The organism is Streptomyces panacea (assembly GCF_040560175.1).
GTDB classification, from domain to species: domain Bacteria; phylum Actinomycetota; class Actinomycetes; order Streptomycetales; family Streptomycetaceae; genus Streptomyces; species Streptomyces panacea.
Window position 1 is genome coordinate 34,566 of sequence record NZ_JARJHW010000007.1, and the last position, 25,418, is coordinate 59,983.

Sequence of the window (25,418 nt, forward strand, 5' to 3'; positions counted from 1 at the left end):
GCGCCGCACAGCAGATCCGCCCACAGCCGCGCAAAGAATCCGCGTACCCGAGCGCCTGCGCCACTCCGTTCTCCGGTGATTTCGTGCTGTTCGGGTTCCGGCCCGCCCCGTCCGTCTGCCCAGTGGGAGCGGGCGACGCATCCCCCCCGCGCTTCATCACTTCCGTGATTCCTACCCTGGAGGCACAGCCATGGGCCTGTATGCCCTTCCCAGAACCGTTGTCCGCCGGAAGATCCGCGGACTGCTATTGGCGCTGGTCGCCGGCGTCCTCGGTGCCGTCGCCGCGCTGGGCGCGCCACCGAGAGCACACGCCGCTGAGAGCACGCTCGGTGCCGCGGCGTCGCAGAGCGGCCGCTACTTCGGTACCGCCATCGCCTCGGGCAGGCTGGGTGACTCGGCGTACACGACGATCGCGGGCCGTGAGTTCAACTCGGTGACGGCCGAGAACGAGATGAAGATAGACGCCACCGAACCGCAGCGGGGCCAGTTCAACTTCACCGCCGGTGACCGCGTCTACAACTGGGCGGTGCAGAACGGCAAGCAGGTGCGCGGTCACACCCTGGCCTGGCACTCCCAGCAGCCCGGCTGGATGCAGAGCCTCAGCGGCGGCACGCTGCGCCAGGCGATGATCGACCACATCAACGGCGTGATGGGCCACTACAAGGGCAAGATCGCTCAGTGGGACGTCGTGAACGAGGCCTTTGCCGACGGCAGTACGGGAGCCCGGCGCGACTCCAACCTGCAGCGCACGGGCAACGACTGGATCGAGGTCGCCTTCCGCACGGCGCGCGCCGCCGACCCGGCCGCCAAGCTCTGCTACAACGACTACAACGTCGAGGACTGGACCTGGGCCAAGACCCAGGCCATGTACGCCATGGTCCGAGACTTCAAGCAGCGCGGCGTGCCGATCGACTGCGTCGGCTTCCAGTCGCACTTCAACAGTGGCAGCCCTTACAACAGCAACTTCCGCACCACCTTGCAGAGCTTCGCCGCCCTCGGCGTCGACGTGGCCATCACCGAACTCGACATCCAGGGTGCCTCGGCCACGACCTACACCAACGTGACCAACGACTGCCTGGCCGTCCCGCGCTGCCTCGGCATCACCGTCTGGGGTGTTCGCGACACCGACTCCTGGCGACCGGAGCACACGCCTCTGCTGTTCAACAGCGACGGCAGCAAGAAGCCCGCCTACACCGCCGTCCTCAGCGCACTCAACGGCGGCTCCTCCACGCCCCCTTCTGGTTCCGGACCGATCAAGGGCGTCGGTTCGGGCCGCTGTCTCGATGTACCCAACGCCGGTACCACCGACGGCACCCGGCTCAACCTGTGGGACTGCCACAACGGAACACAGCAGCAGTGGACCTATACCGCCGCCGGCGAGTTCAGGGTCTACGGCAACAAGTGCCTGGACGCCGCCGGCGCGGGCACCGGCGCCCAAGTCCAGATCTACAGCTGCTGGGGCGGCGACAACCAGAAGTGGCGCCTCAACTCCGACGGATCCATCGTCGGAGTCCAGTCCGGCCTCTGCCTCGACGCCGTCGGAGGCGGCACCGCCAACGGCACCCTGATCCAGCTCTACTCCTGCTCGAACGGCAGCAACCAACGCTGGACCCGCACCTGATGGGACCTGCCGCAAACGGAAGGCCGAATCGCTGAGGACTCACGTTGCGGCTCCCCCCGGGCCCTCCACGACGACATCGCTGTTGGTCCCGGGGCACCGCAGTGCCGTCGTGGCGGCGCCCCTCGAACGCTCCTGGATAGCCGCGCGCAGCATGGCGGCGTGCCCGGGGTCGGTGCCCTTGCGGGCCGCGCCGCGCGCCGGGCAGGAGGACGCTGCCCGTGATCTGGTCACCCCGGGCAGCGGCGACGGCGCGGTGTCGCCCGTCTGAATAGTGGGGGACAGGGCAGTGAGCGCGGGTCTTTTGAAGGCTGCTTGGCACGTTCGCTGAGCAGTACCCCCGACCTGCGTCTCTACGCCTCCCCGACGAAGCCGACTGGCCCTTCGTGGCACGGCTGTTCCGCCGTTACGAGGGCAGCGCGGACGACCCTGCGTCGCGCCGCCGGAAAGTGGAAGGCGATTGCTCATCCTGCCGGAGACCGTACCGATCTTCGTTCTATCACCGGCATGGGGATCAGCCGGCTGTCGGAGGGTCTGCGGGGCGACGCCGCCTTCCATTTCGGGAATCGCCGTACCGCCGTGGCTGTCGTCGTGCTGGTGCAGGCGGCTCTGCCGACGTGGCTCAACGCCACCGAGAGCGCCGTACTGACCGACGGACATCATCGGCTGCCGCCGGTCTGGCATCACAGCGGCCCGGCCATGGCCCTGCTCAATCTCCTGGCCGGCCTGGGCCTGGCATGGCTGCTCCGCCTGCGAGTCCGGCGGGATGCGACGGACCGCCGAACAGAACACCGCGTGGTCGAGGGCTGACCGATCGCACTGAACTTCGACCGGGCCGGCCGCTGGGGCCATCTGTCAGCGCGCGGTGACTGAATACGCCCCGAGCGCGCGGTTGCCGCGCGGCTTGGCGATGGCCCGGAGAACGTCGGCCTGGCTCAGGACGAGCTGTCGCACCGGCTCGGGCAGCGCGGCCAGACGTTCCTCCGTTGCGACCAGGTCGAGACAGGCAGCGATTTCCCAGTCGCCGTCCTGAAGGTCTTCGGTATCGACCGACCTGCTGCCGTCGGCCGTCCAGCCGGCCTCAGGCAGGAGCCGCAGCAGCCCCTCACGGGAGAAAGGCGTGCGGACGTTGCCCTGGCCATGCGATCCTGCGGCCTCGGTCTGCCCCTGGATCAGCACGGCGAGGAGGTGCGCCAGTTGGTCGCCAGATGCAGGCGTCAAGTCCCACTCGGTGAACCATAGTCGCCGCGCCCATGGCCGTACCCGGGCCAGTGTGTCTCGCAGTTGTCCGAGCGATGCGAAGTACCAGGAGCAATGGGCGAGCACCACGTGGTCAAAGGTACGTTCGGGGAAGTCGACTGATCGGTCGAGGACGTCGGTGCCGAAGCGGAAATCGATGCGCGGCCCGAGAGGGCCCGCCGCGAGCCGGGCCGCCGATTCCCCGAGCGTGACCGGCGCCCCGTAGGAGGGTTCGGCCACGTCAATGGCCACCACGCGCCCATTGGGGCCAACCGCCTCTGCAAGGACGGCGGTCATGTCGCCCTGACCGCAGCCCAATTCGAGAACGGCTGAGCCTGGCGCAATGTGCCAGCTCGCCACGAGCGCGGCACGGTGGCGAGTCTGGGACAACTGGATGTCCGGATTGCGATCGGCGGCGGCCATGCCTGCCGCGAGCGAGGGGGCCTTGGCGAGGAGATCGGAGTGATTCACAAAGTCCTTGGTGATACTCGAAGGGTTCGGTGCGGGCCGATCGTATGAGACGCGCGGGCACCGGCGCCTCCGACTTCCTGAGCATGCTGTGGCGCCGCAGCCTGAACAGATTAGAAACACGCAATCAGCTTGTCGTTCAACTCCATCAGGGACTGATGTAGTCGCCCCACCAGAAAGTTGCTACGTAGGCCCGTCCACGTGCCTCTCTGCCTCGTCCGCCCCTGATATAGGGTCGCGGCGGACGCGGGGGTCCGCGTCTGGCGAGAAGCCCGTCGCGCCCCGCGGCCGTCGCCCCAGGAGACGATGCCGACCAGGGTGTCGCTGTGGAGGAGCGGGCCGCCCTTGTCGCCCTGGCAGACGTCCTTGCCGTCCTCGGCCGCACCCGCGCCGGCAGGCGGACCGGGCCACGATGGGGACCTCGACGTACCGCAACAGGGGCACAATCGGCGGCCCGGCCTCCACGTCCAGCCCCCCTCCGGCGACAACGAGTTCGCGAGGGGAGATACCCACCACACAGCTGGCTGCGGTCAGGGCCGCTCCCGGCTTGATCAAGGTGGCACCGCAGCCGTGCGTGCGGCCCTCGTACAGCAGGCTCGACATGCCGGGGAACTGCCCCGGCTGGGCGCCCTGGCCGCCTGGCCCGGCACGGGCTGGGCGCGAAGGCGGCGAAGCTGGAGGTCCTCGGAGCCCAGGCTGCGGTGGCGACAACGATGTCGGGAGCGCGATCGCCGATCGACCGGAGGGATGTGGGAATCGGGCCATGGAACGTGGGCCGATCTCCCTGGGGGCCTGCTGATTCGAGCGGCGACGGTAGTCATGCCGCCGAGGTGATCGTGCGGGGGGCGTGTTTTCTCTCCGAACCTCATGCTCCCGTCTCCAAGTGTCCAGTCACAGGGGGAGACGTCTTCAGGTACCGGGAGAGCCGAGCCTGCGCGGCGCGGCGGTCGGCGGCACTGTCGTAGATGCCGGCCAGTTCCGATGAGTAGGCGCGGATCAGACCAGAGAGGACATACCGATCAGGACACTGCGTGCTGAGGAGGTGTTGGCGTGTCAGCTCGCCCAGCAAGGGCTTCAACGTCGCTGTCGTCACCCCTGCGAGGCTTGCTGCTGCCGCTGTGGAAATCCAGGCACCGCGAGCCAGGGAGAGTAGGCGGAACAGGCGCGCTGCGTCGGCGCTGAGGACCTGGTAGGACCACGAGAAGACCGTCCGCATGTTGGTGTTGGCGTCGGCTCCGGTGAAGAGGTCCAGGCTTCCCCTGGTCTCGTGGAGTTCGTCCGCGATGTCGGTCAGCACGCAGTTCGGGCGGGTCTGCGCAGCCGTGGCGACGATGGCCAGGGCCAGCGGCAGCCGCCCGCACAGGTCGATGATGTCCTGCACTGCTTCGGGATGCGCCTCGATCTGATCCGCGCCGAGACGTTGGGCCATTACCTGACGAGCTTCTTCCGACGAGAAGACGCGCAGTGTCATCGGACGGACTTCGTGCGTGACGATCAGACCGGGTAACTGGGCACGGCTGGTCACCAGTGCCATGCAACCGCGCGTGCTTGGCAGTAAAGGCCTGACTTGGCTCTCGTCGCGGCCGTTGTCCAGCACGACCAGCACGCGACGGCTCGCAAGCAGACTGCGGAACATGGCGATCTTCGCGTCCAGACCCGCCGGGACGCGTTCCAGCGGCACGCCGAGTGCGCACAGGAAGTCGTCCGCGGCATCGGCCGGACTCAGTGGCCGGTGGGCCTGGTCATAGCCGCGTAGATTGACGTAGAGTTGCCCATCCGGAAAGGTGGCGGCGGCCTGATGGGCCCAGTGGACCGCGAGCGCGGTCTTACCACTGCCGGCGACCCCGTCGATCAGCACCGCTCGCGTTACCGTTTCTGCCTGTTCCTCGTCGACTGACCACCAGAGTCGTGACAGCTCATCCGACCTTCCTACGAATGTCGCCAGATCCGCAGGTAGTTGGGCGGGCCGCGACATCAGGTCGAGCGGCCCCCGCTTGTGTATCGGCTCTGGCGGGCATTGGCCCGCGGTACTGGCTGACCGGCGAGAAGACGGATGCGGCAACCGGATGTCGTGGTTCAGGATCGCCTGATGCGTGTCCCTCAGTTCCGGGCCCGGTTCGACGCCGAGCTCCTCGCCGAGACGCTGGCGCACTTCAGCATAACGCTGTAAGGCGTCAGCAGGACGTCCTGAGAGATAGAGGGCTCGCAGTAAGAGGTTCCAGGTCCTCTCGCGAAGTGGGTGACGAGCCGTCAGGTCTTCAGTCACCAGAACGGCTTGCTCGAACTCGCCCTCGTTCAGTAACGCGTCCGCGCGCAACTCCACTGCCAGCACTAGCAGTTCGGCCAACCGGGCAGACTCGCGTATCGCGAACCGGTGGTGTTCCACGTCCGCGAACGCCGAGCCGCGCCACAGCGCCAACGCACTGTCGATCTCCGCACGCGCCTCCGGCGCCCGGCCGTCGGCGAGCAGTTGTCGGGCCCCGACCACCAGACGCTCGAAGCGGACGGTGTCGCGCACCTCCTCGGACAACCGCAGAGCGTAACCCGTCGACTCCCTGGCCAGGACCTCGTGGGCCGCCCGGCGTGAGCGTTTCGGTTCGAGGACATCGCGCAGTCTGCTCACGTGGGAGTGCACGGTCGCCACCGCGCTGGGCGGCGGCCGTCCCTGCCACACGTCTTCGCACAGTACGTCCACCGGCACGGAGCGGCTGTTCTCCAGAAGCAGCCGGAGCAGCAGCACGCGCCGCAGTTGTGGTCCGAGGCTGAGTTCCTGCCCTCTTTGGCGGACAACTAGGGGACCAAGCACGGCGACCTGCAAGTCGAGGTTTGCCATCAGTCGGCTTCCCAATCCCCCCCGCTGAGGATGTCCCGGCCGCCGTAAAACCTGAGGTGACGGCCATTGATCATATTAGACGGTCGAGGTCGGGATTCAGGGTTGACCGGACCGGCTTGACGGGCTGGACAGGCGCGACGGGCGAGGTCGGACACGAGTGGCGGATGCCCTTGTAGCCCTTAAACGCGGTTACGACAACGAGCCTGCCGGCGACGGGCCATCGCGCCGCCGAAGCCAGGCTCGGGCCGACTCCGTTCAGCCCGGTCAACGGCCCGCGCACCGTGCGCAAGCATTCAGCAAGTGAGCCACAAACAGGCGGCAAGTCACGGGTGAGATCGTCAAAGCGCTGTTCTCGCTGGTCGTAACCGAGCAAAACCGTATGGGAGACGCCGAAGGACCAACGCGTCAGCTTGAGAGGTATCCGCTTCTTCTACGAAAAAGCTTCCCGTTGGATGACGGCTGGGCGCGGCAAAGAAGCTCCATGCGCGCTACTGATCACGCGCTTGCCGGCAACGGCATACGTCCCAATGCCGACCGTGCTGAATCATCGCCCTTTGTCAGCTGAAAGAGCGGAATGGCGCCTTCTCCGTATCACTACGACCCGGTCGGCAGGTCACTACGGCCGCTGCGCCGGACAGCGCGCCGGGCGATGCCCTGATACGTCGCGGCGACGCGATTCCGCTCTCGTCGGCCGCGGCCGACCAGGACCCGCCAATTTCGAACGTCCCTCCAAGTTCCGCCCGTCCCGGACACTTGCGCCCATCTCGGGTTCGGCCACGGAATCCACCACCGCGTCGGCGTGCGGCCGGCGCAGGTGGAGACCGGGGCCGCGCCGCGCGAAAATTCCGCCGCCGCTGCCCGGACCGCGCCCGGCGGTCCCGGGCTGCCAACTCCGCCGACGGTCAGGACCGCACATGTGCGGCGTACCGAACCTTCCAGCCCGTTTCATCGCACAAGTCGTCTGCTCTGCACGACATCTGAGCAACGGCCAGGGACTTCTGAGGGTAGACACATCTTGAGGGAGGCTGTTCGTGGCGACGCGCGTACCGGCACAGGCAGAGAGGCCTTCGGGCATTCACCGCCAGGCCGGCAACGGTTTCATGGGGAGATCTCGCGATGTCCAGGGGGAATCCGAGACCGCCGAGCGGGGTCGGGATTCCGACTCGGAGCACGCCGTCGAGTTGTCGGCCGAACAGTGGCTCATCCACCGCACCGAGATCGTGCATTACGTCAGTCACCTGCTCGACGGTGACATCCACGCGGCCGAAGACGTGGCTCAGGAGGCCACGATCCGACTATGGCACCACCCTGAGGTACACAAACCTGGGCGGTCGTTGACGCCATGGCTGCGGACAGTGGCCCGGAACATCGTGGTCGATCGATATCGCCGGGTACGCGCCAGGCCATCCGAGGTGAACTTGGCCACGGAGCTGGACCTGGAGGGTCCGCAGGCTACTGTCAGCAACGTTCTTGATGGCCACCGGGCATTCGAGGCCATCGAATCGGAGATGGTCGTCAACGACATGTTGTCGTGCCTGTCCCCCAAACACCGGGCCGCGGTCGTCGCGGTCTACGTCCAGGGCCACAACGTGAATGAGGTGGCGACCATGCTGGGTATTCCCGCCGGCACCGTGAAATCTCGTTGCCACAAAGCGATTCGGCAGCTCCGGCAGGTATTCCGTGTCGATGCGGAATCCGGTTTGCCGGCGTAGTCACGGCCGGTCGGCTCAGGACGTGTCGTTCCGGACGCGGTCCGCCCCGTGAAAGCCCAGGAAGACGAAGCCGTCGAAGATGTGGGTGGTGTGGTTCTTCTCGTCCGAGAGGGGAGACTTCCGTTTGCGGGGCGGCAGTTCACCGATGTGGCTTGCCACCGAGAATCCAGAGTGGGGCTTCAGCCGCGTGTACGGCGAGCTACGCCTCTCCGTCGTCGGCCGCTCCACAGAGCACCATCCGGGTCACCATGTGGACAAAGTCGCGCTGGGCGCACCGGCCGCTCCGCTCGGCCCACACCGCGCCCGCGATCAGGCTGTAGAACGCCTCAGTGAGCCAGACGGCGGTCAGACCGACAGTGAACTCCCCGGACTTCTGACCCCGCTCGAAGAGCCCGCGGATCGCGGTGTCGGCCTCGTTCCAGGCCGGATGCGCGATATCCGGGGCGTCCTCCTGACTGAAGCTGTACAGCAGCGCCAGGTATGGAGCGCTCCTCTCGAAGCCGGCCACCAGGCGCCGTACCGCGTCAGCACAGTCCCCCTCGGTGAGGCGGGCCGCGGTGACCGCACCGTGCAGTCTCTCCGCGGCCGTGTCGGACAGAGCGTCCAGCAGTTCGCCGCGTCCGGCGAAGTGCCGGTGCAGGGTGGCCCGGCTCACCCCCATCGCCTTGGCGATCTCGGAGATGGTGGCGTTGGGCCGCCTGCCCAAGTAGTCGGCCGCTGCGAGTAGCATGGCTTCCCGTTCATTCGTCATCAGATGATCTCTCTCAAACATCAGCTCGTCATCGCGCGGCGCAACCGGCCTCGGTTCTCGTCGACTTGGCGGGCTTGCCGGCGAAGGATTCGGGGGCGGTGACGATGACCACCGCGATGACTCCGAGGGCGAGCGCCGCCGCGGTGGGGGCGAGCCAGAGCGGGCCGGCGCCGGTGAGTACGAGACCCCCGATTCCGGCGCCGAGCGCGGCGCCTAGGTGGTTCATCGCCCCGCTGAGGCTCAGGGCGATCACGGCAACGTCGCCGCCCGCGACGAAGATTCGGTTCTGTTGTGGGACGACCAGTGACAAGCCCGTCACGCCGAGGATGAACAAGGCGGCCAGGGTGGGCAGGAACCAGTGCTGTACGGCGGCGAGGATCCCGGAGTTCAGGGCGACGACGCCGAGACCGACGACGATCACCGCCAACGAGGCGAAGCGGTCGGCGAACAGGCCGACGAGGCGGTTGCCGACGAACACCCCCACGCCGTAGACCAACAGGGCGATCAGAACGGCCGTGGCGTTGCCCGGCGAGCTGATACCCACCACCGCCGAGGCGTACGAGCCGAGGAGGTACTGGGGCGCGAGCACCAGCGCGCTGACCGTGAGCAGCGCGAGGATGCGCGGGTTCACCAGTACCGCGAGCCGTTCACGCATCGTGGTGGCCGGCAGTGTTACCGACGGCACGAACAGACCCGCCAACACCGCCGAGACCGCGGCCAGAGCGGCGATGGTCCACAACGTCCCGCGCCATCCCCAGAGTTGGCCGATCAGCAGCCCGAAGGGCAATCCGAGGACAGCGGCCAGGCTGACGCCCGCGGCGATCATGGCGAAGGCCCGGGACCGGTGCTCGGGCGCGGCGAGGACACCCGCGACGGCGAAGGCGTTGGCTTGGAAGGCGGCGGCGCCGAGCGCGGCCACGATCTGTCCGGTCATCACAACGCCGTAGGTGGGCCCGGCGGCTTGCAGCACCATGCCGAGCAGGAACACAACCATGCCCGTACAGATGACGACGCGGCGATCCATCCGCCCGGTGAGAGTCGCGATGATCGGCGAGCCCACCGCATAGGCGACGCCGAACGCGGTCGTCAGCTGTCCAGCGGCCGCCATGCTCACCGAGAGATCCGAGGAGATCTCGGGCAGCAGACCGGGCAGCACGAACCCGTCGATGCCGAGCACAAACGTGCCGACCGACAGGATCGCCAGCCGGTGGGTCGAAGAAGGGTTCATGAAGGCAGGGCCGCGTCGGCGTTGGTGGTGATGCCCGGGGTGTTGTGGCAGCTACTGGTGGTGTGGTGAGGGAGCGGTAGGTCCAGCGCCGGGTTCCGGTCGAAGAACCCGAACGGCCGCAGGTGCATTGATGCCGTCGTGACCGGCATGATGGGCCAGTCCTCGGGGCGGACGACGTGGTGGGCGATGAAGGTGTGCCAGACAACGATGTCGGTGTCGCGGACGTTCTCGTCGCCGGCGGTGTAGCGGGGCAGCCCCTCACCCGGCCCGCTCTGGAACGGGTAGGTCCCGGCGGCGAACAACTCCCCTTCGCGGTAGGGCGTCACCCACAGGTGCTTGGTCGCGAACAACGCCCGGCCGAGCGCGGGGCTCTCGGGGTGCAGCAGCGGTAGCACGCCGGACTGAGGAACCAGTTGGTAGCCCACAGGTCCTCCGTGGGCGTTGCGGACGCCCTCGTTCTGGACCGTCCAGGTTCGCGCGACCGCGTCGTCGGCGACGCGTTGGGCCGCTAGTTCGCGCTCCAGAGGGGTGGTGTGCACGGTCCAGGCGTTCCCGATGGGGTTGTCCGGGCCGAGGGGGGCGAGTCGGCAGTCGGACTCGACGACGGTGTTGAGGTCGCCGTCCACGGCCATGTCGAGACGTACGTTGAACGCGTGCTGGTGGTGTGGCCCGTAAACTCCGGGTGCGACGACGGTGCCTGAGGCGGGGACCTCGCCGGCGAGCACACCGCCGGCGGAGATGACGCCGGTGAGCTTGACCTCGAATTCCACGCTGCCGTCGGTGTGGAAGTACCAGAAGAATCCGTAGTCGTAGTTGGCCAGGGTCGAGAACGAGGAGATGACCAGGCGGCGGCCGCGGCGGACGTCGGTGGCGAGCTCCTCGAAGTTCTCGTCGCGTCCGGTGTGCTTCCAGGCGATGCCGGTGTCCTCTTCATGGATGCAGATCGCGTTCTCGACGACGGTGGGCTTCCCGTCCCAGTCGGCGCAGACGCCGTCGAGGTAGCGGATCTCGCCGAGGCAGTCGCAGCCCAGGACCAGCGAGTTCGCGAGCTTGCCCAGCCCGGCCTCGCCCTCGTCGAACACCGCCTTGTTGCGGTGCAGGGGAGCGGGATCACCGTAGGGAACCCACATTTCCGAGAGCGACGCGCGATTGATGATCGAGCGCCGGCGGCCCTGGTCGTGGTAGCTGATCTGGTGGAGTACAAGTCCTTCGCGGTCGTTGAAGCCGACACGGATCGACCAGTTCTGCCACTGCAACAGGTGACCGTCCAGAGTGAAACTCGGGCCGTCGGGCTGGGTGATGTCCAGCCGGCGTACGCCTGCGCGAGTGGCCTGCTCCGGGCCGTGACGCCGGCCGTCGTCGCCGACCTGGACCTGAGTGACGTCCTCGACCCGCAGGACCTCGGCGGTGTCGAGATCGACGGTGACTATCACCCCTTCCACCGGGCGGGTGAACGGGTCGTCGTCCTTGGTGGGGCGTACGAACGTCAGCGCCTTGGCCACACGGCGGTGCTGGTGGTCGTCGCGCTCGTCGTTGTAACCCGGGGGCCACGGATGGACCTCGATCAGAGCGGGGTCGGTCAAACCGCGGCGACGCATCGCGGCCAGCCAGTCGGGGTCCTCCTTGATGGCGGGGACGACGGCGTTGAAGTCCGCGCTCTGTACTCGGGGACGTTGACCGATCTGTTCCGAGGTGAAGGTCACCGTCTCGCCGGTCAGCGACACCTGCACCTCGCGAACCATCCGGTGCTGGCGGTCGTAGAGCACGACCAGTGCCTCCCGGTCGGGGGCGGCGCCGGCGCGGGCGTAGTCCTTGAGCGCCGGCTTGCCCGGCTCGGCCAGCGCGATGGACGAGAAGTGCGTCCCGTCGGTGAAAACGGGGTGTACGCGGACGATCTCGCCGACTCGGGTGATCTCCTTGGCGGTCAGCGGGTCAAGGGGATGCTGGCTCACTCCGTTGCCTTTCCCTGCCGGGCCGCTCCGGCGTGCTGACGCCGGTCGGAACCCTGGTGGATGTTGACCGTGATGACCACGGCGGTGTTTCCGGACAAGTGGACCGCGGGCTCGTCCGCGCGGCCGTGGTCCGGTCCCGGCGGGTGGTCAGCCGGCCGGGCCTGATGTGCCCGCTCCTGATGTCCCCGGCTCCTGATGCCCGAAGGCCGGCCGGGGTGCCGTGTTCGAGGCTGCGGGCGTCGGGTGTGCACTGCCGGTGACGCCCAGGCGGCGCATCGCCGTCCCGGTCAGTGCTTCGCGGGCGGCGCGGTTCGCCAGCAGGGAGGTGAGCTGGCTCTTGTCGTCGAAGGGCGGGGAGACCTCGACGATGTCCATGCCGACGATGCCGACCTCCGCGCAGAGCCTGCGGACCGCGCGCAGGATCTCGGTGCTGGTCAGCCCACCCGGTTCCGGCGTGCCGGTGCCCGGGGCGAAGGCGGGGTCGGCGACGTCGATGTCCAATGACAGGTAGAGGTGGTCGGCCTGGTCGAGGGCCTCGTCGACGGCGCGCTGGAGGACGTGGTCGAACCCGAAGCGTTCGATCTCGGCCATGAAGTGTGTGCGCATCCGCTGTTCCTTCATCCAGTCGAGGGTCTCCGGGTCGGGCCAGTAGCCCCGGAGACCGACCTGAACGAAGTTCGCGCCGGGCACGGCCCCGGACTCGATGAGCTTGCGCATGGGTGTGGCGTGGCTGGCCAGGCTCTGCGGGGCGTCGGCGCCGGTGTCGGCGTGGGCGTCGAAGTGGACGATCCCGACCTTGCCGTGACCCCAGTGGTCGGCGACCGCCGTGGCGCAGGGCCAGGTGATCGCGTGGTCGCCGCCCAGGATGAGGGGGATCGCGCCGGCATCGACGATGGTGCCGACGAACTTGCGGATGCCCTCAAAGGTGACTGGGGTGTTCCCGACGCTGATCGGCGCGTCGCCGTAGTCGCAGCAGTTGAGCACGTCGAACGCGTCCACGCCGGTGTCCAGGCTCAGATGAGGGCGGCCGTAGCCGCCCAGGTAGTCCGCCGAGCGAATTGCCAGCGGGCCATGGTTGGTGCCGCTCCGGCCGCTGGTGGTTGAGTCCCAGGGCACCCCGCACACCGCGACGTCGATCTCGCCGACGGCGAGATCCTCGGGTGTCAGGCAGACCGGCAGTTTGGCGAAGGTCTGGATGCCCGAGTGGCCGCCCTCGTAGCGCCGGTTGATGTGAAGGGGGCCGGGTTTGCGGTCCTTGTTGTAGTCGTCGACGGCACCATGTCCTTCCAGGCCCGCCCCCAGGCGCGGTGGCTGGGCCCAGAACCCTTCGGGCCACATCGGGTGGTGGTGGTGACCGTTCGCGTGGTCGCCGGCCTGGTGGTCGGAGTGGTCAGGACTGTCGTGTGTGCCGGTCATGATCGGTCTCCGGGAAGGTCGGTGAGGCCGTGGTCAAGGGCGTCGGGGTGGAGCCAGTCGCGCTGGGTGATTCCGAGACGTCGCATGGCCATCCCGGTCAGGGCGTGGTGCAGAGTGCGGTGGGCCAGCAGTGTGGTGATCTGGCCGGAGTTGTCGAACTGAGGGTTGAGCTCTACGAGTTCAACGCCGACGAGATCGAGCTCGGCGCCGATGCGGCGAATGCTGCTCAGCAGGGCGGTGCTGCGCAGCCCGCCCGGTTCGGGGCTGCTTGTGCCGGGGGCGTACATCGGGTCGGCCACGTCGATGGAGATCGACAGGTAGTAACCGGCGGGCGCTCCAGGAACGGTGGCCTCGGCGATCAGCTGGTCGACCACGCTCTCGATGCCGCGCTGATCGATCTCGGCCGCCAGGTGGACGCGTACGCCGTTGTCGTTCAGCCAGGACCGGAGGCCCGCGCTGGTGTCGAAGCCGCGGGCGCCGAGCTGGACCACGTGCTCGCCGCGGATCACACCCGATTCGACCGTGCGGCGCAGCGCGCTGCGGGCGCTGCCCATGTCCCAGCCCTCGACCGGCTCCATGGCGGTGTGCGCGCCCAGGTGGATGACTCCGACCGTGCCGTGGCCGAGGTGGTCGGCCACGGCGGTCAGGCACGGCCAGGTGATGCCGTGGTCGCCGCCCAGTACCAGCGGGCGGGCTCCGGCCTCAAGGATGGTCGTGACGAACTTACGGATCTCCTCGAAGGTCTCGGGGGTGTTGCCGGAAGCGGTCGGGGAGTCGCCGTAGTCCGCGCAGCGCAGCACTTTGAAGGGGTCCACCCGGGTGTGCAGGTCGGGCAGGGTGAACTCGGGGGTGGAGTTCGTCCCGCTCGTGCGCAGCGCGACCGGGCCACGCCGGGCGCCGCTGCGGCCGGTGCCGGTGGCGTCCCAGGGCACGCCGCACGCAGCCACGTCGATCTCGCCGGCCACGAGGTCCTCAGGGGTCAGGCAGACCGGGAGCCCCATATAGCTCTGCACGCCCGACCGGCCGTATTCGTAAGCCCGCTGCACATACATGGGGCCCGCCGGCCGGTCCTTGTTGTAATCGTCGACCGCACCGTGACCTTCGGTGCCCGTGCCGAGGTGCGGTCGGGCCGCCCGCATCGGGGCACCCCACTCCGGTTCACCCAGTCCTGTCATGTCCGGGCCGAACGCCGCTGAGCTCCAGGACTCGACTCGCAGGGGCGCCGTGTCGCGCGAGTGGATCGCGCGACGGCCACGCCTTCATGGCCGATGCTTTGAGGCTCCGTCCAACTCGCATGGGTTGTCTGCTGGTTTGGGTGCACGAGGCTCGAATGGGATTGAGTCACGCACTCAACACGTACCGGGGGGAGCGCACGGTTCATCGCGGCTCCCGGGCATAGGGCGGCGGGCGGAGGGCGAAGTGCCGGCCGGGCGAGTCGCGCGGATGACCGTGGATGCCTTGCGCGAGATCCCCGCGTTGTGGAGTGAGGCGGCCGCTCCGAAGGCGTATCGCCCGCCTTTGCGGTCCTCGATTTCTCACCGAGTGAACCACTGCGGCATTCGGCGACGTGTTCTCGGTAGTGGCGGCGACACCCACAGAGACACCCAAGGCGCCGTCGCACCTCCACGTCCACGTCCACACGGGACAGATATGCGGCAACAGTCTCTGGCCGCACGTTGATTCGATCCGGAGCGCGCGTGTTCTGCGATTAAGAATCCCCTGGCAGGCGCCGAAGACCACCGAGAATCCGCGCCTGTTCGGCGATATCCATACACAGACACCCTGGAGGGGTCCGATGCTTCTTTTCAGGCGATTACTCGTGCCTGACGGAACCACGTGGGAGACCGGCGAGATCATCAATCGCGTGCGTGCCGAGGCGGATTCTCTTGTCCGTCGAGGAATCGGGCCGGGGTCGCGGGTGATGATGTGTGGTCCCAATTCGCCTGGTTGGGTGGTGGCATTGCTGGCCCTGGCCCACCTGGACGCCTCGGTGGTCCTGTGCGACCACCGGGCCACGGAGCAGTACCGCGCGTCGGTCCGGGAACGCACCCGGGCCGTGCTGGAGATCGACGGCACGTCGTCGCAGCCCGGTCCGGCCCCCGAGCCCCACAGCCATCCCGACGAGGTGCCGGATCTCACGGCCTGGTCGCAGCGACGGGACGCGGTCATCTCGTGGTCCTCGGGCACTACCGGCACGCCGAAGGGCATCGTGCGCTCCGGGCGATCGATCCTGGACAACCTCACCCTCAGTGCCGAGCGGATGGGCTACCGAACCGACGACGTCCTGCTGCCGGTCCTGCCCTACTCCCATCAGTACGGGCTGTCGCTGGTGCTGTGCTGGTGGCTGGGCGGTGGCACGCTCGTGGTCTACGGGCCGTCGACGCGCCTGGACAGTGCGCTGGAGGCCGGCGCCGAGCACGGGCTCTCGATCGTCGACGCCACCCCGCCGACCTATCACAGCCTGCTCAACCTGTTCGACGGCCGACCCGCGTTCCGGGACGCGCTGAGCGGGGTCCGAGCCTGGTGCGTCGGGGGCGCCCCGCTCGGGCAGTCGCTGGCCGCCCGCTTCAGAGCCAGCACCGGCCGGCCCCTGCTCGACGGCTACGGGGCGACCGAGGTCGGCAACATCGCCCTCGCCTCCCCGTCCGACCCCGTCCGGTGCGGCCGGCCGCTGCCCGGCGTGGTCGTCGAGGTCCATGACGAGACCGGCCGGTCCCTGCCGAGCGGGCAGCTCGGCGAGTTGGTGGTGCGCAGCGGCGGTCTGATGACCGGTCACCTCCGCGAGGACGGCGAGATCGTCCCGGTGCCCGGCCCCGTACACCACACCGGTGACATCGGCCTGCTCGACGACGACGGCCGGGTGATCCCGATCGGTCGCAAGCGCGCCGTGCACCGCGACGGCCACACGCTCTACCCCGACCATCTCGCCGAGCTGGCCGAGGCGGCCGGGTCCCCGACCCAGGTCGTCGCGCTGGACGACGAGCGCCGCGGCGCTCGCCTGGTCTTTGTGGTGGCCGACGCGCAAGGCCGCGGGCACTCGTACTGGAAGCGGGCGTTCCGCGCGGTGCTCGCCCGCTACGAGCAGCCCGACGACGTCCTCGTGGTCACTGAGTTCCCTCTGTCCAACACCGGAAAGCCCGACCCCGCCGCTCTGGAGACCCTTGCCATGAAAGTACTGTCCACATCCTCCGACACGGCCGACGGCGACAGCTCCGCATCCCACCCCGCCGAGGAACCCATCCCCTTCGCCGACCGGCTCGACGCGCTGCGCGCGGTCCGCCGCTGGGTGCACGACAACGAGGACGCGGTGCTGGAGATCCTTACCGAGGTCTCGCCCCACCACACGGCCGTCGCGGAGATACGCTCGTTCTTGTCCACCCTCGACGGGGCGGAGGAGGAGATCCGCCTCTTCCGGCCCGGCCGGATACCCCGCGCGGCGGTGTTCATGCCGTCGAACATTCCGCTGTACGCCTACGCGCTCTATCTGCTGGTGGCGTCCCTCTACACCGAGACCGTCACCTTCCGGCCGTCCTCGCAGATCGGGAATCAGGCGCGGCGGCTGCACGCCCTGCTCGCCCCGGTGCACGGCCTGCCGATCGAGCTCTCCGCGCTGTCCCAGCGCAAGTTCGTCACCGGGCCGGTCCGTGAGGCCGATCTCATCGTGTTCACCGGCGGCTACGCCAACGCCGAGACCGTGCGCGAAGGGCTGGCCGACGACCAGCTGTTCCTCTTCTTCGGCCAGGGTCTCAACCCGTTCGTCGTCGCGGCCGACGCCGACTTCGAGCACGCCGTCCATGACCTCGTGACCATCAGGCTCTACAACTCCGGGCAGGACTGCTACGGCCCGGACGCCATCTTCGTACCCCAGGAACGGTCGCGCGAGTTCATCGAACGGCTCTCGGCCAAACTCTCGTCGCTGCGTTACGGCGCCAACTCCGACCCCGATTCCGACTACGGGCCGATGTACTACGACGGGGCCCTGAGCCAGTGCTCGGACTACCTCGTGCGCTACGCGAGCCTCATCCGCCAGGGCGGGCGGCTCGACCTGCGGGCACGGCGGGTCGAACCGACCATCCTGGAATGGGGGTTCGACGACAAGATGCCCCTGGACGAGATGTTCGCCCCGGTGTTCAACGTCGTCGCCTATCCCGACGGAAAGCGCCTGCGCGAGCGGCTGTCGAGCCCGTACGTCGGCGAGCGCGCGCTGGGCGCCATGGTGTACGGAACCGACCCGGAGACGGTTGAGGTGCTGTCCAGGCGGCACCGGGTCTGTTTCGACCAGACGCTGCTGGACGCCGAGAACGGCAACAGGCCTTTCGGGGGCCTCGGGATGATGGCGAACTATCTCGCCTACGGCGGAGAACGGCGCTCCGAACCCCTGCTCATGTCCAAGGCGGCGGCCGAGTACCTGCCCTCGGTCGGCCCGGTCACGGCCGGTCGGTCATGACCGGCGACGGGGCGCGGTACGAGGGCGCGTGGTCGGCGATCGTCGACCTGCTCGTGCTTGCCGGTGTGGACACCTGCTTCGGGCTGCCCGGCGACGACATGGAGCTGCTGCGCGCCCTCGACGCCGCGGGCGTCGACCTCGTGCCGTGCCGCGACCAGCGCAACGCGGTGTACATGGCGACCGGTTACGCGCTCCAGTCCGGCCGGCCCGCCGTGTGCGCGCTGGGCAAGGGCCCGGCGGTCACGCACGCCGCGACCGGGCTGCTGGAGGCAAGGGAGTCCGGGGCGCCGGTCCTGCTGCTCGCCGCAGGCACAGCGGAACGCAGCCGGGGCAGCGGCGGGTTCCAGGAACTTGACCAGGTCGCCGCGGTGGCGCCGCTGGTCCGGTGGGCCTATCGAGTGGGCCATCCCGACCGCGTCGTTGCCGCCGCTGTGAAAGCACTCGCCCTGACCTCGGGGCCTCCGCCGGGACCGGTCTACCTCGAGATAGCCGACGACGTCCGTACGGCGGAGGTCGTGCGGACGGGCCCGTGGCCCAGCATGCCCGAGCCGTTGGCCTACGGGCCGTCCCCGGTCACCGGCAGCCCGGCGGCAGCGGCGGTCCTCGCCGCCCGGCGCCCAGTGGTGCTGGTCGGGGGCGGGATGCGCCACCACAACGCGGACGGGGCAGTCGAGCGCTTCGCCGGGGGCCTGGGCGCGGCACTGTTCACCACCGCGTCCGGCCGGGGCATCGTCGACGAGAATCACCCGCTGTTCTGCGGCGTGGCGGGCCTCTACGCCTCGACGCCCGCACGCGAGTTGTTCTCCACCTGCGACCTCGTGATCTCCCTGGCCGGCCGGCTGGAGGAGACCGTCACCGAGGGCGGCACGCCGTGGCCCCCGGTGCCGGTCGTGCAGGTCAACATCGACCCGGGCGGCCTGTCGGCCGAGTTCTCGGGCCCGCGTGTGCTCGGCGACGCCCGCCGCGCCGTGGTCGCGTGGTCGCGGGCGCTGGACGAGGCCCACGCGGACGGGCAGCGGGGCCACACCGAGACATGGGCGCGGGAGATCGCCGTCGCCCGCAAGGCCATGGCCGCCGAGGCCGACGCCGAGCGCGACCGCGCGGCGGAGCTGCCGGGGGTGCGCATCGCCGAGCTGCTGGCCGCGCTGGACGCCACGGCGAGCGAGCCCCGGGTTCTGGTGGCTGAGAACGGCCTCCAGGACATGTGGTCCTACTGCTACCCCTTCCGCGCCGGCGGCGGCTCGATCGTGCCCTCCGAGCAGACCCCGCTGGGCTTCGGGGCGGCCGCGGCGATCGGGGTCAAGCGCGCCGCGCCGCACCACGAGGTGACCGCGTTCATCGGGGACGGGGCCTTCCTCGCGGCGCGTTCCGACATCGAGGCGGCGGCCGGCTTCCACGGCGGCGTCCTCTACGTGGTGCTGTGCAACGGCGGTTACGGATGGCTGGACGCCCAGCGCGCCCGCCTCGGCCTCGACGCGGAACGCTACCCCTTCACGCGTCCCGACGCGCCGCCGCCCGTGATCGACAAGTCACGCATTCACCACCGGGTGCTGCGCGACAAGGACGCGCTGACCGACGAGGTGCGCACCGCGCGGAAAATCTGCGCACAGGGCGGGACGGCGGTGCTCATGGTGCCGGTCGCCCCCGACGACATCCCCCCGCCCATCCGCGACGCGGAGGTGGTCCCGCAATGAGCGGCGCGGCGCGCACGGTGGTCGTCACCGGATACGGGGCGGTGACGCCGCTGGGCCACACCGTCCACGACACCTGGGCCGCGATGCTGGCCGGCCGCAGCGGCATCGCCACCCTGGACGGTATCGACGTGACCGGGCTCGGGGTGCGGATCGGCGGCCAGGTCCGCGGGTTCGACCCGGCCCGCTACATGCCGGCGCCGGTCCGGCGGCGCACCGACCCCTACGCCCAGTTCGCCCTCGCGGCGGCGCTGGAGGCGTGCGAACACGCCAAGCTCGTAGTCGATGAGGAGCGGGCCCCGCGGATCGCCGTCATCATCGGCAGCGGCTACGGCCCGGTCGCGTCCCTCGGCCGCGCCGTGAACACGCTGCGCGACAAGGGCGCGCGGGCGGTCAGCCCGTTCACCCCGATCACCACCGCCATCGACAGTGCCGCGGGCGAGATCAGCATGCGCCTGGGCACGCAGGGTCCGAGCCGGGCCCAGAGCACGGCGTGCGCCAGCGGCTCCGACGCGTTGGGCGCCGCGGTGCGCATGATCCGCGGCGGGGACGCCGACGCGGTCGTGGCCGGTGGTGCCGACGCCTGCCTCACTACGCTCGACCTCGCGGGCAGCGGTAACGCCCGCGCCCTTTCGACGCGCAACGACGACCCGACCGCAGCCTGCCGTCCGTTCGACGCCGACCGCGACGGGTTCGTCATGAGCGAGGGCGCCGCGGTGGTGGTGCTCGAGGCGGCCGAGACCGCCGCAGCCCGGGGCGCGGTGGTGCTCGCCGAGCTCGCCGGCTACGGCGCGAGCTCCGACGCCCACCACTGGACCGCGCCACACCCGCGGGGCCGGGGCGCGCGCCTGGCGGTCGAGGCCGCGCTGCGCGACGCCGGGGTGGTGCCGGACGAAGTGGACTACGTCAACGCCCACGGCACCGGGACCTTGCTGAACGACGCCGTCGAGACAGCGGTCCTGCGCGAGGTCCTCGGCGAGCGGGTCACCAGAATCCCGGTCAGCTCCACCAAGTCGGTGACCGGGCACATGATCGGGGCGGCCGGGGCGGTGGAGTTGGTCGCCGCGATCCAGGCCCTGCGCACCGGCACCGTGCCACCCACGGTGAACTGCCACCAACCGATCGACCCGGAGATCAACTTCGTACCGCACGAGGCGCAGACCCACGACGGCATGAGGGTGGCCTTGAGTAACTCGTTCGGCTTCGGGGGGCACAACGCGGCCCTCGTCGTCCGTACGCCTCGGAGCGCGCTGTGACGGCTGACGCAATCCCGGTCGAGCGGCACGTCCCTCCCGTACGGGCACTCGGCCGGCGGCCACGATCCGCCACCTCGGACCACGGTGACGGCCACGGCGAGCCGGCTGCCCCAGGCGGCCCAAGTGGCGATCTGTCCGTGACCGCAATTCGCATCCAGCAACTCAGGGAAGGAACACAGCAGATGGCGACGAACGAGAAAATCCTGGCCGATCTCGGCGAGATCATCGAGGAGATCGCCGGTGTGACGGCGGCCGACGTGACCCCGGAGAAGTCCTTCGTGGACGACCTGGACATCGACTCGCTGTCGCTGGTGGAGATCGTGGTCCAGGCCGAAGACAGGTTCGGGGTCAAGATCCCCGACGACGAGATGGCCAATACGGTCGACGACGCGGTCCGCTACATCGCGGCCAACCAGAGCTGACCTCAGGGGTACATAGACCGGCCCGGGCGACCGGCCGGAACCGCACAACGAGATTGGCGAACGAGGGACGGCGGAGACGACATGGACGACGAACTGCCGGTCAACTGCGCCTGCTCGCCGACCGAGAACCTGCTCGGAGCGGAGGTCCGCCGACTGGAACGTTGCGAGCGGGTGGTAGTGATCGACGCCCGACAGACGGGGGGAGACGCCAAGCTGACAACGCGGTGGACCCGGCGCCTCGGCGTGGCGGCCGGCACCGGCATGGGCGGCGTGCACACCCTGCTCGCGCATGACGAACTGCCGCGCACCGTCGTCCCGCACAGATCTCCCCGCTGCGCCACCAGACCGTGCCGCGCCTGATGAACGCCGACAACGACCTTCACACGACCGCCCGCCTCCACGGGGTGGGCACCGAGCCCTTCACGCTGGCCACGGTTGCCCACCGGGTGGCCGCGCTCACCGAGGAGTACCCATTCCTCGCATCCGGTGGTGGTGTCCAACCGTGCCCGGACCGCGCTACGTGGGGCTTTGGGCGTCCACGCGCCTACGGCCCCGAGCCGGACCGAGGAAGCGCCGCGCCGCCTCCCCGGCGGACATGAAGGCGAGTCCGGAGCTGGAGCCCCCCGTCCCATGCCCCCGCCGAAGGAGACAGCACACCATGACCAGCACCTCCCACCCCAACGACCGCCTCGCCCCATGGGCCTTCGCGGAATTCGTCGACGCGACCGGTTACGAGATGATCTCCCGCCCGCCGGTGGTAGACGGCGTCGTCGGGCCCACGATCGTCCGCGACGGCCGTGAGCTGGTGAACTTCGCGAGCATCAACTTTCTCGACCTGGGACGGCGCCTTTCGCTCACCCGCGAGTTCGCCGACGCGGCCCACACGTACGGCCTGACCACCGGTGGCTCCCGGATGACCCAGGGCATCTGCCGCCCGCATCAGGCACTGGAGGAGTCCATCGCCCGCCAAACCGGCAAGGAGCGGGCCATCACCTTCGCGACCGGGATGCTGGCCAACATCGGCTTCGTCCACGCGATGAGCCACTCCGCCCGGTTTGACACCGAGCTGGAGGTGCACAACCGCGACACGGTCTTCGTAATCGACCGGGACTCCCACTGGTCCATCTGGAAAGCCGTCGAGGGCCTCAGGCACGGACGCCTCGTCCACGCGTTCCGGCACAACGATGTCGCTGACCTGGCCCGCGTCCTGAACCGCGTCCGGTCGAAGAAGGTCGTGGTGATCATCGAGAGCGTCTACTCGGCCGACGGCTCGATGGCTCCGGTGACTGAACTCCTCGACGAGTGCGACCGCCATGGCGCGATCAGCATGGTCGACGACGCGAACGGCTTCATGCTCTACGGGCCGTCCCACCGGCCCTTCGCCGCGGAGTACGCCGCGATCCGGGAGCGGGCCGACTTCGTCATGGTCTCGCTGTCCAAGGCCGTCGGTCTGGAGGGCGGTGCTCTTGCCGGGCCGGCGCACGCCATTGACGCGTTCGAGGTGCTCTCCGGCACCTCGATGTTCACCGCGGCCATCCAGCCACCCACCGCCCACGTTGCCGAGCGCACCATCCACGCCCTGGAGAGTGACCCGTCGATAGTCGACGACTACTTGGCGCGGGCCGACCGGCTGCGCGCAGACATGCACGAGATGGGCATGCCCACCACTCCGGCCGCGTCCTACGTGCTCTCGGTGCCGGTCGGCGACGACAACGCCGCGCTGACGATGCGCGAGTGGTTCGTCAAGGACGGCTACCTCGTGCCGGTCTTCTGCTACCCGGCGGTCCCCCGAAATCAGGCGCTGCTGCGGCTGATACCGCATGCCGGCCACACCGAGGAGCAGGTCGAAGGCTTCTTGCGCACCCTCGCGACCTACCGCCAGCGCTTGGGCTTCTGACATGACAAACATGACCAACACCACCGAGGCCGGCGCGCGGACCGTGCGGAGCGACGGGCTCACGCCCACCGCCTTGCCGCGCGACGGCTTCCTCGCCGCACCGGGCCCCGAGCGCCGCGAGACGGAGCCGGACCACGCACCGCACAACGTGGTCGAGAGCGTCGGCCCTCCGCCCGGCCGCTCGCACTGGTCGGGGCGCTCGACGGCCGTCGTCGCCGTGGTCACGTGAGCCGGGCCGACAGCCCCCGGGTGCTCACGACCGCGGAGCTGCCCGATCATGTGGGACGGATGCTGGGCACCAGCGAGGACCACCTGATCGACCAGGACCTCGTGGACGCTTTCGCCCGGGTCACCGGGGACGACCAATGGATTCACGTCGACCCCGGGCGGGCCCGCCCCGTCGGGGGCACGATCGTCCACGGTCACCTGCTGCTGTCGCTGATCCCGATCATGTCCACGGAGGCGTTCACCGTCACCGACGCGCTCCGGACGGTGAACCACCGTCTCGACGGCGTGCGCTTCCGCGCGCCCCTCCCCACCGGCAAGGGGGTCCGCGGCCACTTTCGTCTCGCCGACGCGCGGCCCCGGGCCCGCTCCTGGTACGAGCTCGTCCTCGGGGTTGAGATCGAGCAGCTCGACGGGCCGGTGGTGTGCCGGGCCACCCAGACCTACCTGTGCGCGCTGCGCACGTGACCGCTCCCCGGCGGGGAGCAAGGAGGAAATCATGGATTCGTCGGACACCCCGGTGGCCCTCGTCACCGGAGGCACCAGTGGGATCGGTCTGGCCACAGCCCGCCTGCTGAGCGAGCGCGGGTACGCCATCGCGGTGTGCGGGCGCGACCAGCAGCGTCTCGACCGCGCCGCTCGCGAGTTACCCCTTGTGCACGCCGTACGCGCCGACCTGGCCTCGCGGGAGGCCGCCGCGGCAACGGTGGCCGAGGTGGTGTCCACGTTCGGCCGGCTCGACGTGCTGGTGAACGCACATGGTGTGGTCGGCAAGCCCGGGCCCGTGGCAGACCTGCCGGCCGCCGAATGGGATCACGTACTCGGCACGAACCTGATGGGGTCGATCGCGACGACCGTCGCCGCGGTGCCCGCTCTGCGGCGGACCCGAGGGGCCGTGGTGCACGTGGCGTCAATCAGCGCGATCCAGGCCGCCCCGCAGACGGCTCCCTACGGTGTGTCGAAGGCGGGCCTGGTCGCGTTCACCAAGCACGCCGCCGCCGACCTTGCCCAGTTCGGCATCCGGGTCAACGCGGTGCTGCCGGGGTGGGTCCGGACCCCGCCGGCAATCGCGTACTTCGAGGAGATCGGCCTGCCCGAGGGTCCGACGGACGGGAACTTCCTGAGGCGCGTCGCCGAGCCCGTCGAGATCGCGGAGGTGATCGCCTTCCTGGCCTCGCCGAAGGCCAGCTTTATCACCGGGGAGGCCGTCGTCGCCGACGGGGGGGAGTGGATCAAGATGGCCGACCTGGAGTCAGGGTGACCCGTCATGAACACGGAAGTACACCTGGTCCCGCGGCCTCTCCCACCTGTCGTGGCTTGGGGGTAGCGGCGGCTCGATCACTGCCAGCTGAGCGAGCTGCCGCTTCTCCAACACGCTCTCTGAGCTGCGTTCAAGTCATAAATCCACGACATGCGACGGATAATCGCGGGAGGATTGCATGAATAATTCCAGGATCAGTACGTTACTCGGACTGCATCATGATTTCCTCCTGGGAATGTTCTGCTCCGATCGGCACGTGACTCCGCTCGGGCACCTTGTTCTGAGCGATCTCATTACGGATCCCTACTACAACTTCTTCTGTCCCGAGGGTGATTTCGACTCGTCCTCTCTCGGCTCAATCAGCGAGAAGTTGTATAGTCGCGACCGGCAGCCGGCATTGTATTTGACCCCCCTCTCCTCTGTGGGGCGAGGTGAGATCGCGGAATTCTCACAGCATGCATGCGACTCTTGGATGCTTCGTGAGACAAGGCTGCGAGAAAGCGCCAATGACGCAACGGGTATAGAGATGGAGAGCGTAATCGGCGAAATGCGGGAAGAATTTCTGTCTGCGTTTTCCTCGGCATATTCCAGCGATGACGCCGTGGATCTGTACGGGCCGCTGGACGAAAGCTACATCCATGCCTTGAGTCGCAGCTTCGATGTCACAAGCCCGAAGTATGAGAAATTCTACCTACTCGCGAGGGCTGGCGGGAGAGCCGTGGGAGTCGTTGTTCTCATGGTGACCGGCACCTACGCGGCGGTCTACGCACTTGGAACGGTGGCCGACGCACGCCGTCAAGGTGTGGGCAGTGCCCTGATGAATGAGTGTTCAAGGATTGCGTTCGAAGCCGGCGCCAAATTCTTGTTTCTTCAGGTGGAAGCGGGATCCGGGGCGGAAAAGTGGTACCAAAAGCTGGGCTACCGTCATGAATTCTATGGCACCTGTTACGCATCCTCGGCGCCCCAGTGAATCTCGGTTACCAACTCTCGGGTCCGAGCAGA

At 68.8% G+C, this 25,418-nt stretch carries 23 protein-coding genes and 1 pseudogene; 14 read left to right on the forward strand and 10 right to left on the reverse strand.

The features are described from left to right. Nucleotides 1–190: 190 nt before the first annotated feature. The 3 genes from P3L51_RS03460 to P3L51_RS03470 all read left to right on the forward strand — a co-directional run bounded on the left by P3L51_RS03460 (nt 191) and on the right by P3L51_RS03470 (nt 2,428). On the forward strand, nt 191–1,621 hold the full coding sequence (locus P3L51_RS03460; RefSeq protein WP_354603518.1) for an endo-1,4-beta-xylanase: 1,431 nt from the start codon (nt 191–193) through the stop codon (nt 1,619–1,621). A 109-nt stretch (nt 1,622–1,730) separates the two neighbouring features. Then, nucleotides 1,731–1,889 carry a hypothetical protein gene (locus P3L51_RS03465; RefSeq protein ID WP_354603519.1) on the forward strand — a complete coding sequence of 53 codons (159 nt, stop codon included), beginning with the start codon at nt 1,731–1,733 and terminating at the stop codon, nt 1,887–1,889. Between the two features lie 236 nt (nt 1,890–2,125). After that, on the forward strand, nt 2,126–2,428 hold the full coding sequence (locus tag P3L51_RS03470; RefSeq protein ID WP_354603520.1) for a hypothetical protein: 303 nt from the start codon (nt 2,126–2,128) through the stop codon (nt 2,426–2,428). A 45-nt stretch (nt 2,429–2,473) separates the two neighbouring features. Here P3L51_RS03470 and P3L51_RS03475 read toward each other — a convergent pair whose 3' ends face one another. The 4 genes and pseudogenes from P3L51_RS03475 to P3L51_RS03490 all read right to left on the reverse strand — a co-directional run bounded on the left by P3L51_RS03475 (nt 2,474) and on the right by P3L51_RS03490 (nt 6,158). Beyond that, a complete protein-coding gene (locus P3L51_RS03475; protein ID WP_354603521.1) occupies nt 2,474–3,328 on the reverse strand; it encodes a class I SAM-dependent methyltransferase in 855 nt (284 codons plus the stop codon). Nucleotides 3,329–3,438: 110 nt separating this feature from the next. Beyond that, on the reverse strand, nt 3,439–3,843 hold the full coding sequence (locus P3L51_RS03480) for a trypsin-like serine protease (RefSeq protein ID WP_354603522.1): 405 nt from the start codon (nt 3,841–3,843) through the stop codon (nt 3,439–3,441). Then, nucleotides 3,833–4,090 (reverse strand): annotated as a pseudogene (locus tag P3L51_RS03485) (trypsin-like serine protease); the annotation flags it as partial. The pseudogene P3L51_RS03485 and the gene P3L51_RS03480, both read right to left, overlap by 11 nt. 100 nt (nt 4,091–4,190) lie before the next feature. Further along, complete coding sequence (locus tag P3L51_RS03490) at nt 4,191–6,158, reverse strand: AfsR/SARP family transcriptional regulator (RefSeq protein ID WP_354603523.1); 1,968 nt, start codon at nt 6,156–6,158, stop codon at nt 4,191–4,193. A gap of 1,031 nt (nt 6,159–7,189) precedes the next feature. On the opposite strand from P3L51_RS03490, the gene P3L51_RS03495 reads away from it, so the two are divergent. Further along, nucleotides 7,190–7,870, forward strand: coding sequence for a sigma-70 family RNA polymerase sigma factor (locus tag P3L51_RS03495; protein WP_354603524.1), 681 nt, complete (start codon nt 7,190–7,192; stop codon nt 7,868–7,870). A 15-nt stretch (nt 7,871–7,885) separates the two neighbouring features. Here P3L51_RS03495 and P3L51_RS03500 read toward each other — a convergent pair whose 3' ends face one another. The 6 genes from P3L51_RS03500 to P3L51_RS03525 form a co-directional block, all read right to left on the reverse strand. Continuing rightward, on the reverse strand, nt 7,886–8,029 hold the full coding sequence (locus P3L51_RS03500; RefSeq protein ID WP_354603525.1) for a hypothetical protein: 144 nt from the start codon (nt 8,027–8,029) through the stop codon (nt 7,886–7,888). Nucleotides 8,030–8,069: 40 nt separating this feature from the next. Beyond that, entirely contained in the window at nt 8,070–8,600 is a 531-nt protein-coding gene (locus P3L51_RS03505; protein WP_354603526.1) for a TetR/AcrR family transcriptional regulator, read from the reverse strand. A gap of 49 nt (nt 8,601–8,649) precedes the next feature. Next, the gene (locus P3L51_RS03510) at nt 8,650–9,849 is read right to left on the reverse strand and encodes an MFS transporter (protein ID WP_354603527.1); all 1,200 of its coding nucleotides are present in this window, start codon (nt 9,847–9,849) and stop codon (nt 8,650–8,652) included. Continuing rightward, complete coding sequence (locus P3L51_RS03515) at nt 9,846–11,801, reverse strand: primary-amine oxidase (RefSeq protein ID WP_354603528.1); 1,956 nt, start codon at nt 11,799–11,801, stop codon at nt 9,846–9,848. The genes P3L51_RS03510 and P3L51_RS03515 overlap by 4 nt, the downstream gene beginning before the upstream one ends. A gap of 147 nt (nt 11,802–11,948) precedes the next feature. Beyond that, nucleotides 11,949–13,217, reverse strand: a complete 1,269-nt coding sequence (gene speB / locus P3L51_RS03520; protein WP_354603529.1) for an agmatinase — start codon at nt 13,215–13,217, stop codon at nt 11,949–11,951. Next, nucleotides 13,214–14,392, reverse strand: coding sequence for an agmatinase family protein (locus tag P3L51_RS03525; protein WP_354603530.1), 1,179 nt, complete (start codon nt 14,390–14,392; stop codon nt 13,214–13,216). The genes speB and P3L51_RS03525 overlap by 4 nt, the downstream gene beginning before the upstream one ends. 620 nt (nt 14,393–15,012) lie before the next feature. On the opposite strand from P3L51_RS03525, the gene P3L51_RS03530 reads away from it, so the two are divergent. From P3L51_RS03530 to P3L51_RS03575, 10 genes are all read left to right on the forward strand, one after another. Further along, nucleotides 15,013–17,664 (forward strand): aldehyde dehydrogenase family protein, encoded by a 2,652-nt coding sequence (locus tag P3L51_RS03530; protein ID WP_354603531.1) that lies wholly within the window; start codon nt 15,013–15,015, stop codon nt 17,662–17,664. After that, on the forward strand, nt 17,661–19,358 hold the full coding sequence (locus tag P3L51_RS03535; RefSeq protein WP_354603532.1) for a thiamine pyrophosphate-binding protein: 1,698 nt from the start codon (nt 17,661–17,663) through the stop codon (nt 19,356–19,358). Before P3L51_RS03530 ends, P3L51_RS03535 begins: the two co-directional genes overlap by 4 nt. Beyond that, nucleotides 19,355–20,611 carry a beta-ketoacyl-ACP synthase II gene (fabF, locus tag P3L51_RS03540; RefSeq protein WP_354603533.1) on the forward strand — a complete coding sequence of 419 codons (1,257 nt, stop codon included), beginning with the start codon at nt 19,355–19,357 and terminating at the stop codon, nt 20,609–20,611. Before P3L51_RS03535 ends, fabF begins: the two co-directional genes overlap by 4 nt. Before the next feature lie 182 nt (nt 20,612–20,793). Then, nucleotides 20,794–21,033: an acyl carrier protein gene (locus tag P3L51_RS03545; protein ID WP_354603534.1), complete on the forward strand. Its 240-nt coding sequence runs from the start codon at nt 20,794–20,796 to the stop codon at nt 21,031–21,033. Nucleotides 21,034–21,114: 81 nt separating this feature from the next. Then, on the forward strand, nt 21,115–21,393 hold the full coding sequence (locus P3L51_RS03550) for a hypothetical protein (protein ID WP_354603535.1): 279 nt from the start codon (nt 21,115–21,117) through the stop codon (nt 21,391–21,393). A 298-nt stretch (nt 21,394–21,691) separates the two neighbouring features. Further along, nucleotides 21,692–22,930 (forward strand): aminotransferase class I/II-fold pyridoxal phosphate-dependent enzyme, encoded by a 1,239-nt coding sequence (locus tag P3L51_RS03555; protein WP_354603536.1) that lies wholly within the window; start codon nt 21,692–21,694, stop codon nt 22,928–22,930. A gap of 10 nt (nt 22,931–22,940) precedes the next feature. Next, the gene (locus P3L51_RS03560) at nt 22,941–23,159 is read left to right on the forward strand and encodes a hypothetical protein (protein WP_354603537.1); all 219 of its coding nucleotides are present in this window, start codon (nt 22,941–22,943) and stop codon (nt 23,157–23,159) included. A gap of 20 nt (nt 23,160–23,179) precedes the next feature. Then, nucleotides 23,180–23,623, forward strand: a complete 444-nt coding sequence (locus tag P3L51_RS03565) for a MaoC/PaaZ C-terminal domain-containing protein (RefSeq protein ID WP_354603538.1) — start codon at nt 23,180–23,182, stop codon at nt 23,621–23,623. Between the two features lie 31 nt (nt 23,624–23,654). Then, complete coding sequence (locus P3L51_RS03570; protein ID WP_354603539.1) at nt 23,655–24,416, forward strand: SDR family NAD(P)-dependent oxidoreductase; 762 nt, start codon at nt 23,655–23,657, stop codon at nt 24,414–24,416. A 178-nt stretch (nt 24,417–24,594) separates the two neighbouring features. Further along, nucleotides 24,595–25,386 carry a GNAT family N-acetyltransferase gene (locus P3L51_RS03575; RefSeq protein ID WP_354603540.1) on the forward strand — a complete coding sequence of 264 codons (792 nt, stop codon included), beginning with the start codon at nt 24,595–24,597 and terminating at the stop codon, nt 25,384–25,386. The last annotated feature ends 32 nt before the right edge of the window (nt 25,387–25,418 follow it).

Coding starts and splice junctions, on each gene's coding strand:
- P3L51_RS03460 (WP_354603518.1), top strand. CDS start 191: ATGGGCCTGTATGCCCTTCCCAGAACCGTTGTCCGCCGGAAGATCCGC.
- P3L51_RS03470 (WP_354603520.1), top strand. CDS start 2,126: ATGGGGATCAGCCGGCTGTCGGAGGGTCTGCGGGGCGACGCCGCCTTC.
- P3L51_RS03490 (WP_354603523.1), bottom strand. CDS start 6,158: ATGGCAAACCTCGACTTGCAGGTCGCCGTGCTTGGTCCCCTAGTTGTC.
- P3L51_RS03505 (WP_354603526.1), bottom strand. CDS start 8,600: ATGCTACTCGCAGCGGCCGACTACTTGGGCAGGCGGCCCAACGCCACC.
- P3L51_RS03510 (WP_354603527.1), bottom strand. CDS start 9,849: ATGAACCCTTCTTCGACCCACCGGCTGGCGATCCTGTCGGTCGGCACG.
- speB (WP_354603529.1), bottom strand. CDS start 13,217: ATGACCGGCACACACGACAGTCCTGACCACTCCGACCACCAGGCCGGC.
- P3L51_RS03525 (WP_354603530.1), bottom strand. CDS start 14,392: ATGACAGGACTGGGTGAACCGGAGTGGGGTGCCCCGATGCGGGCGGCC.
- P3L51_RS03530 (WP_354603531.1), top strand. CDS start 15,013: ATGCTTCTTTTCAGGCGATTACTCGTGCCTGACGGAACCACGTGGGAG.
- P3L51_RS03535 (WP_354603532.1), top strand. CDS start 17,661: ATGACCGGCGACGGGGCGCGGTACGAGGGCGCGTGGTCGGCGATCGTC.
- fabF (WP_354603533.1), top strand. CDS start 19,355: ATGAGCGGCGCGGCGCGCACGGTGGTCGTCACCGGATACGGGGCGGTG.
- P3L51_RS03545 (WP_354603534.1), top strand. CDS start 20,794: ATGGCGACGAACGAGAAAATCCTGGCCGATCTCGGCGAGATCATCGAG.
- P3L51_RS03550 (WP_354603535.1), top strand. CDS start 21,115: ATGGACGACGAACTGCCGGTCAACTGCGCCTGCTCGCCGACCGAGAAC.
- P3L51_RS03555 (WP_354603536.1), top strand. CDS start 21,692: ATGACCAGCACCTCCCACCCCAACGACCGCCTCGCCCCATGGGCCTTC.
- P3L51_RS03560 (WP_354603537.1), top strand. CDS start 22,941: ATGACCAACACCACCGAGGCCGGCGCGCGGACCGTGCGGAGCGACGGG.
- P3L51_RS03570 (WP_354603539.1), top strand. CDS start 23,655: ATGGATTCGTCGGACACCCCGGTGGCCCTCGTCACCGGAGGCACCAGT.
- P3L51_RS03575 (WP_354603540.1), top strand. CDS start 24,595: ATGAATAATTCCAGGATCAGTACGTTACTCGGACTGCATCATGATTTC.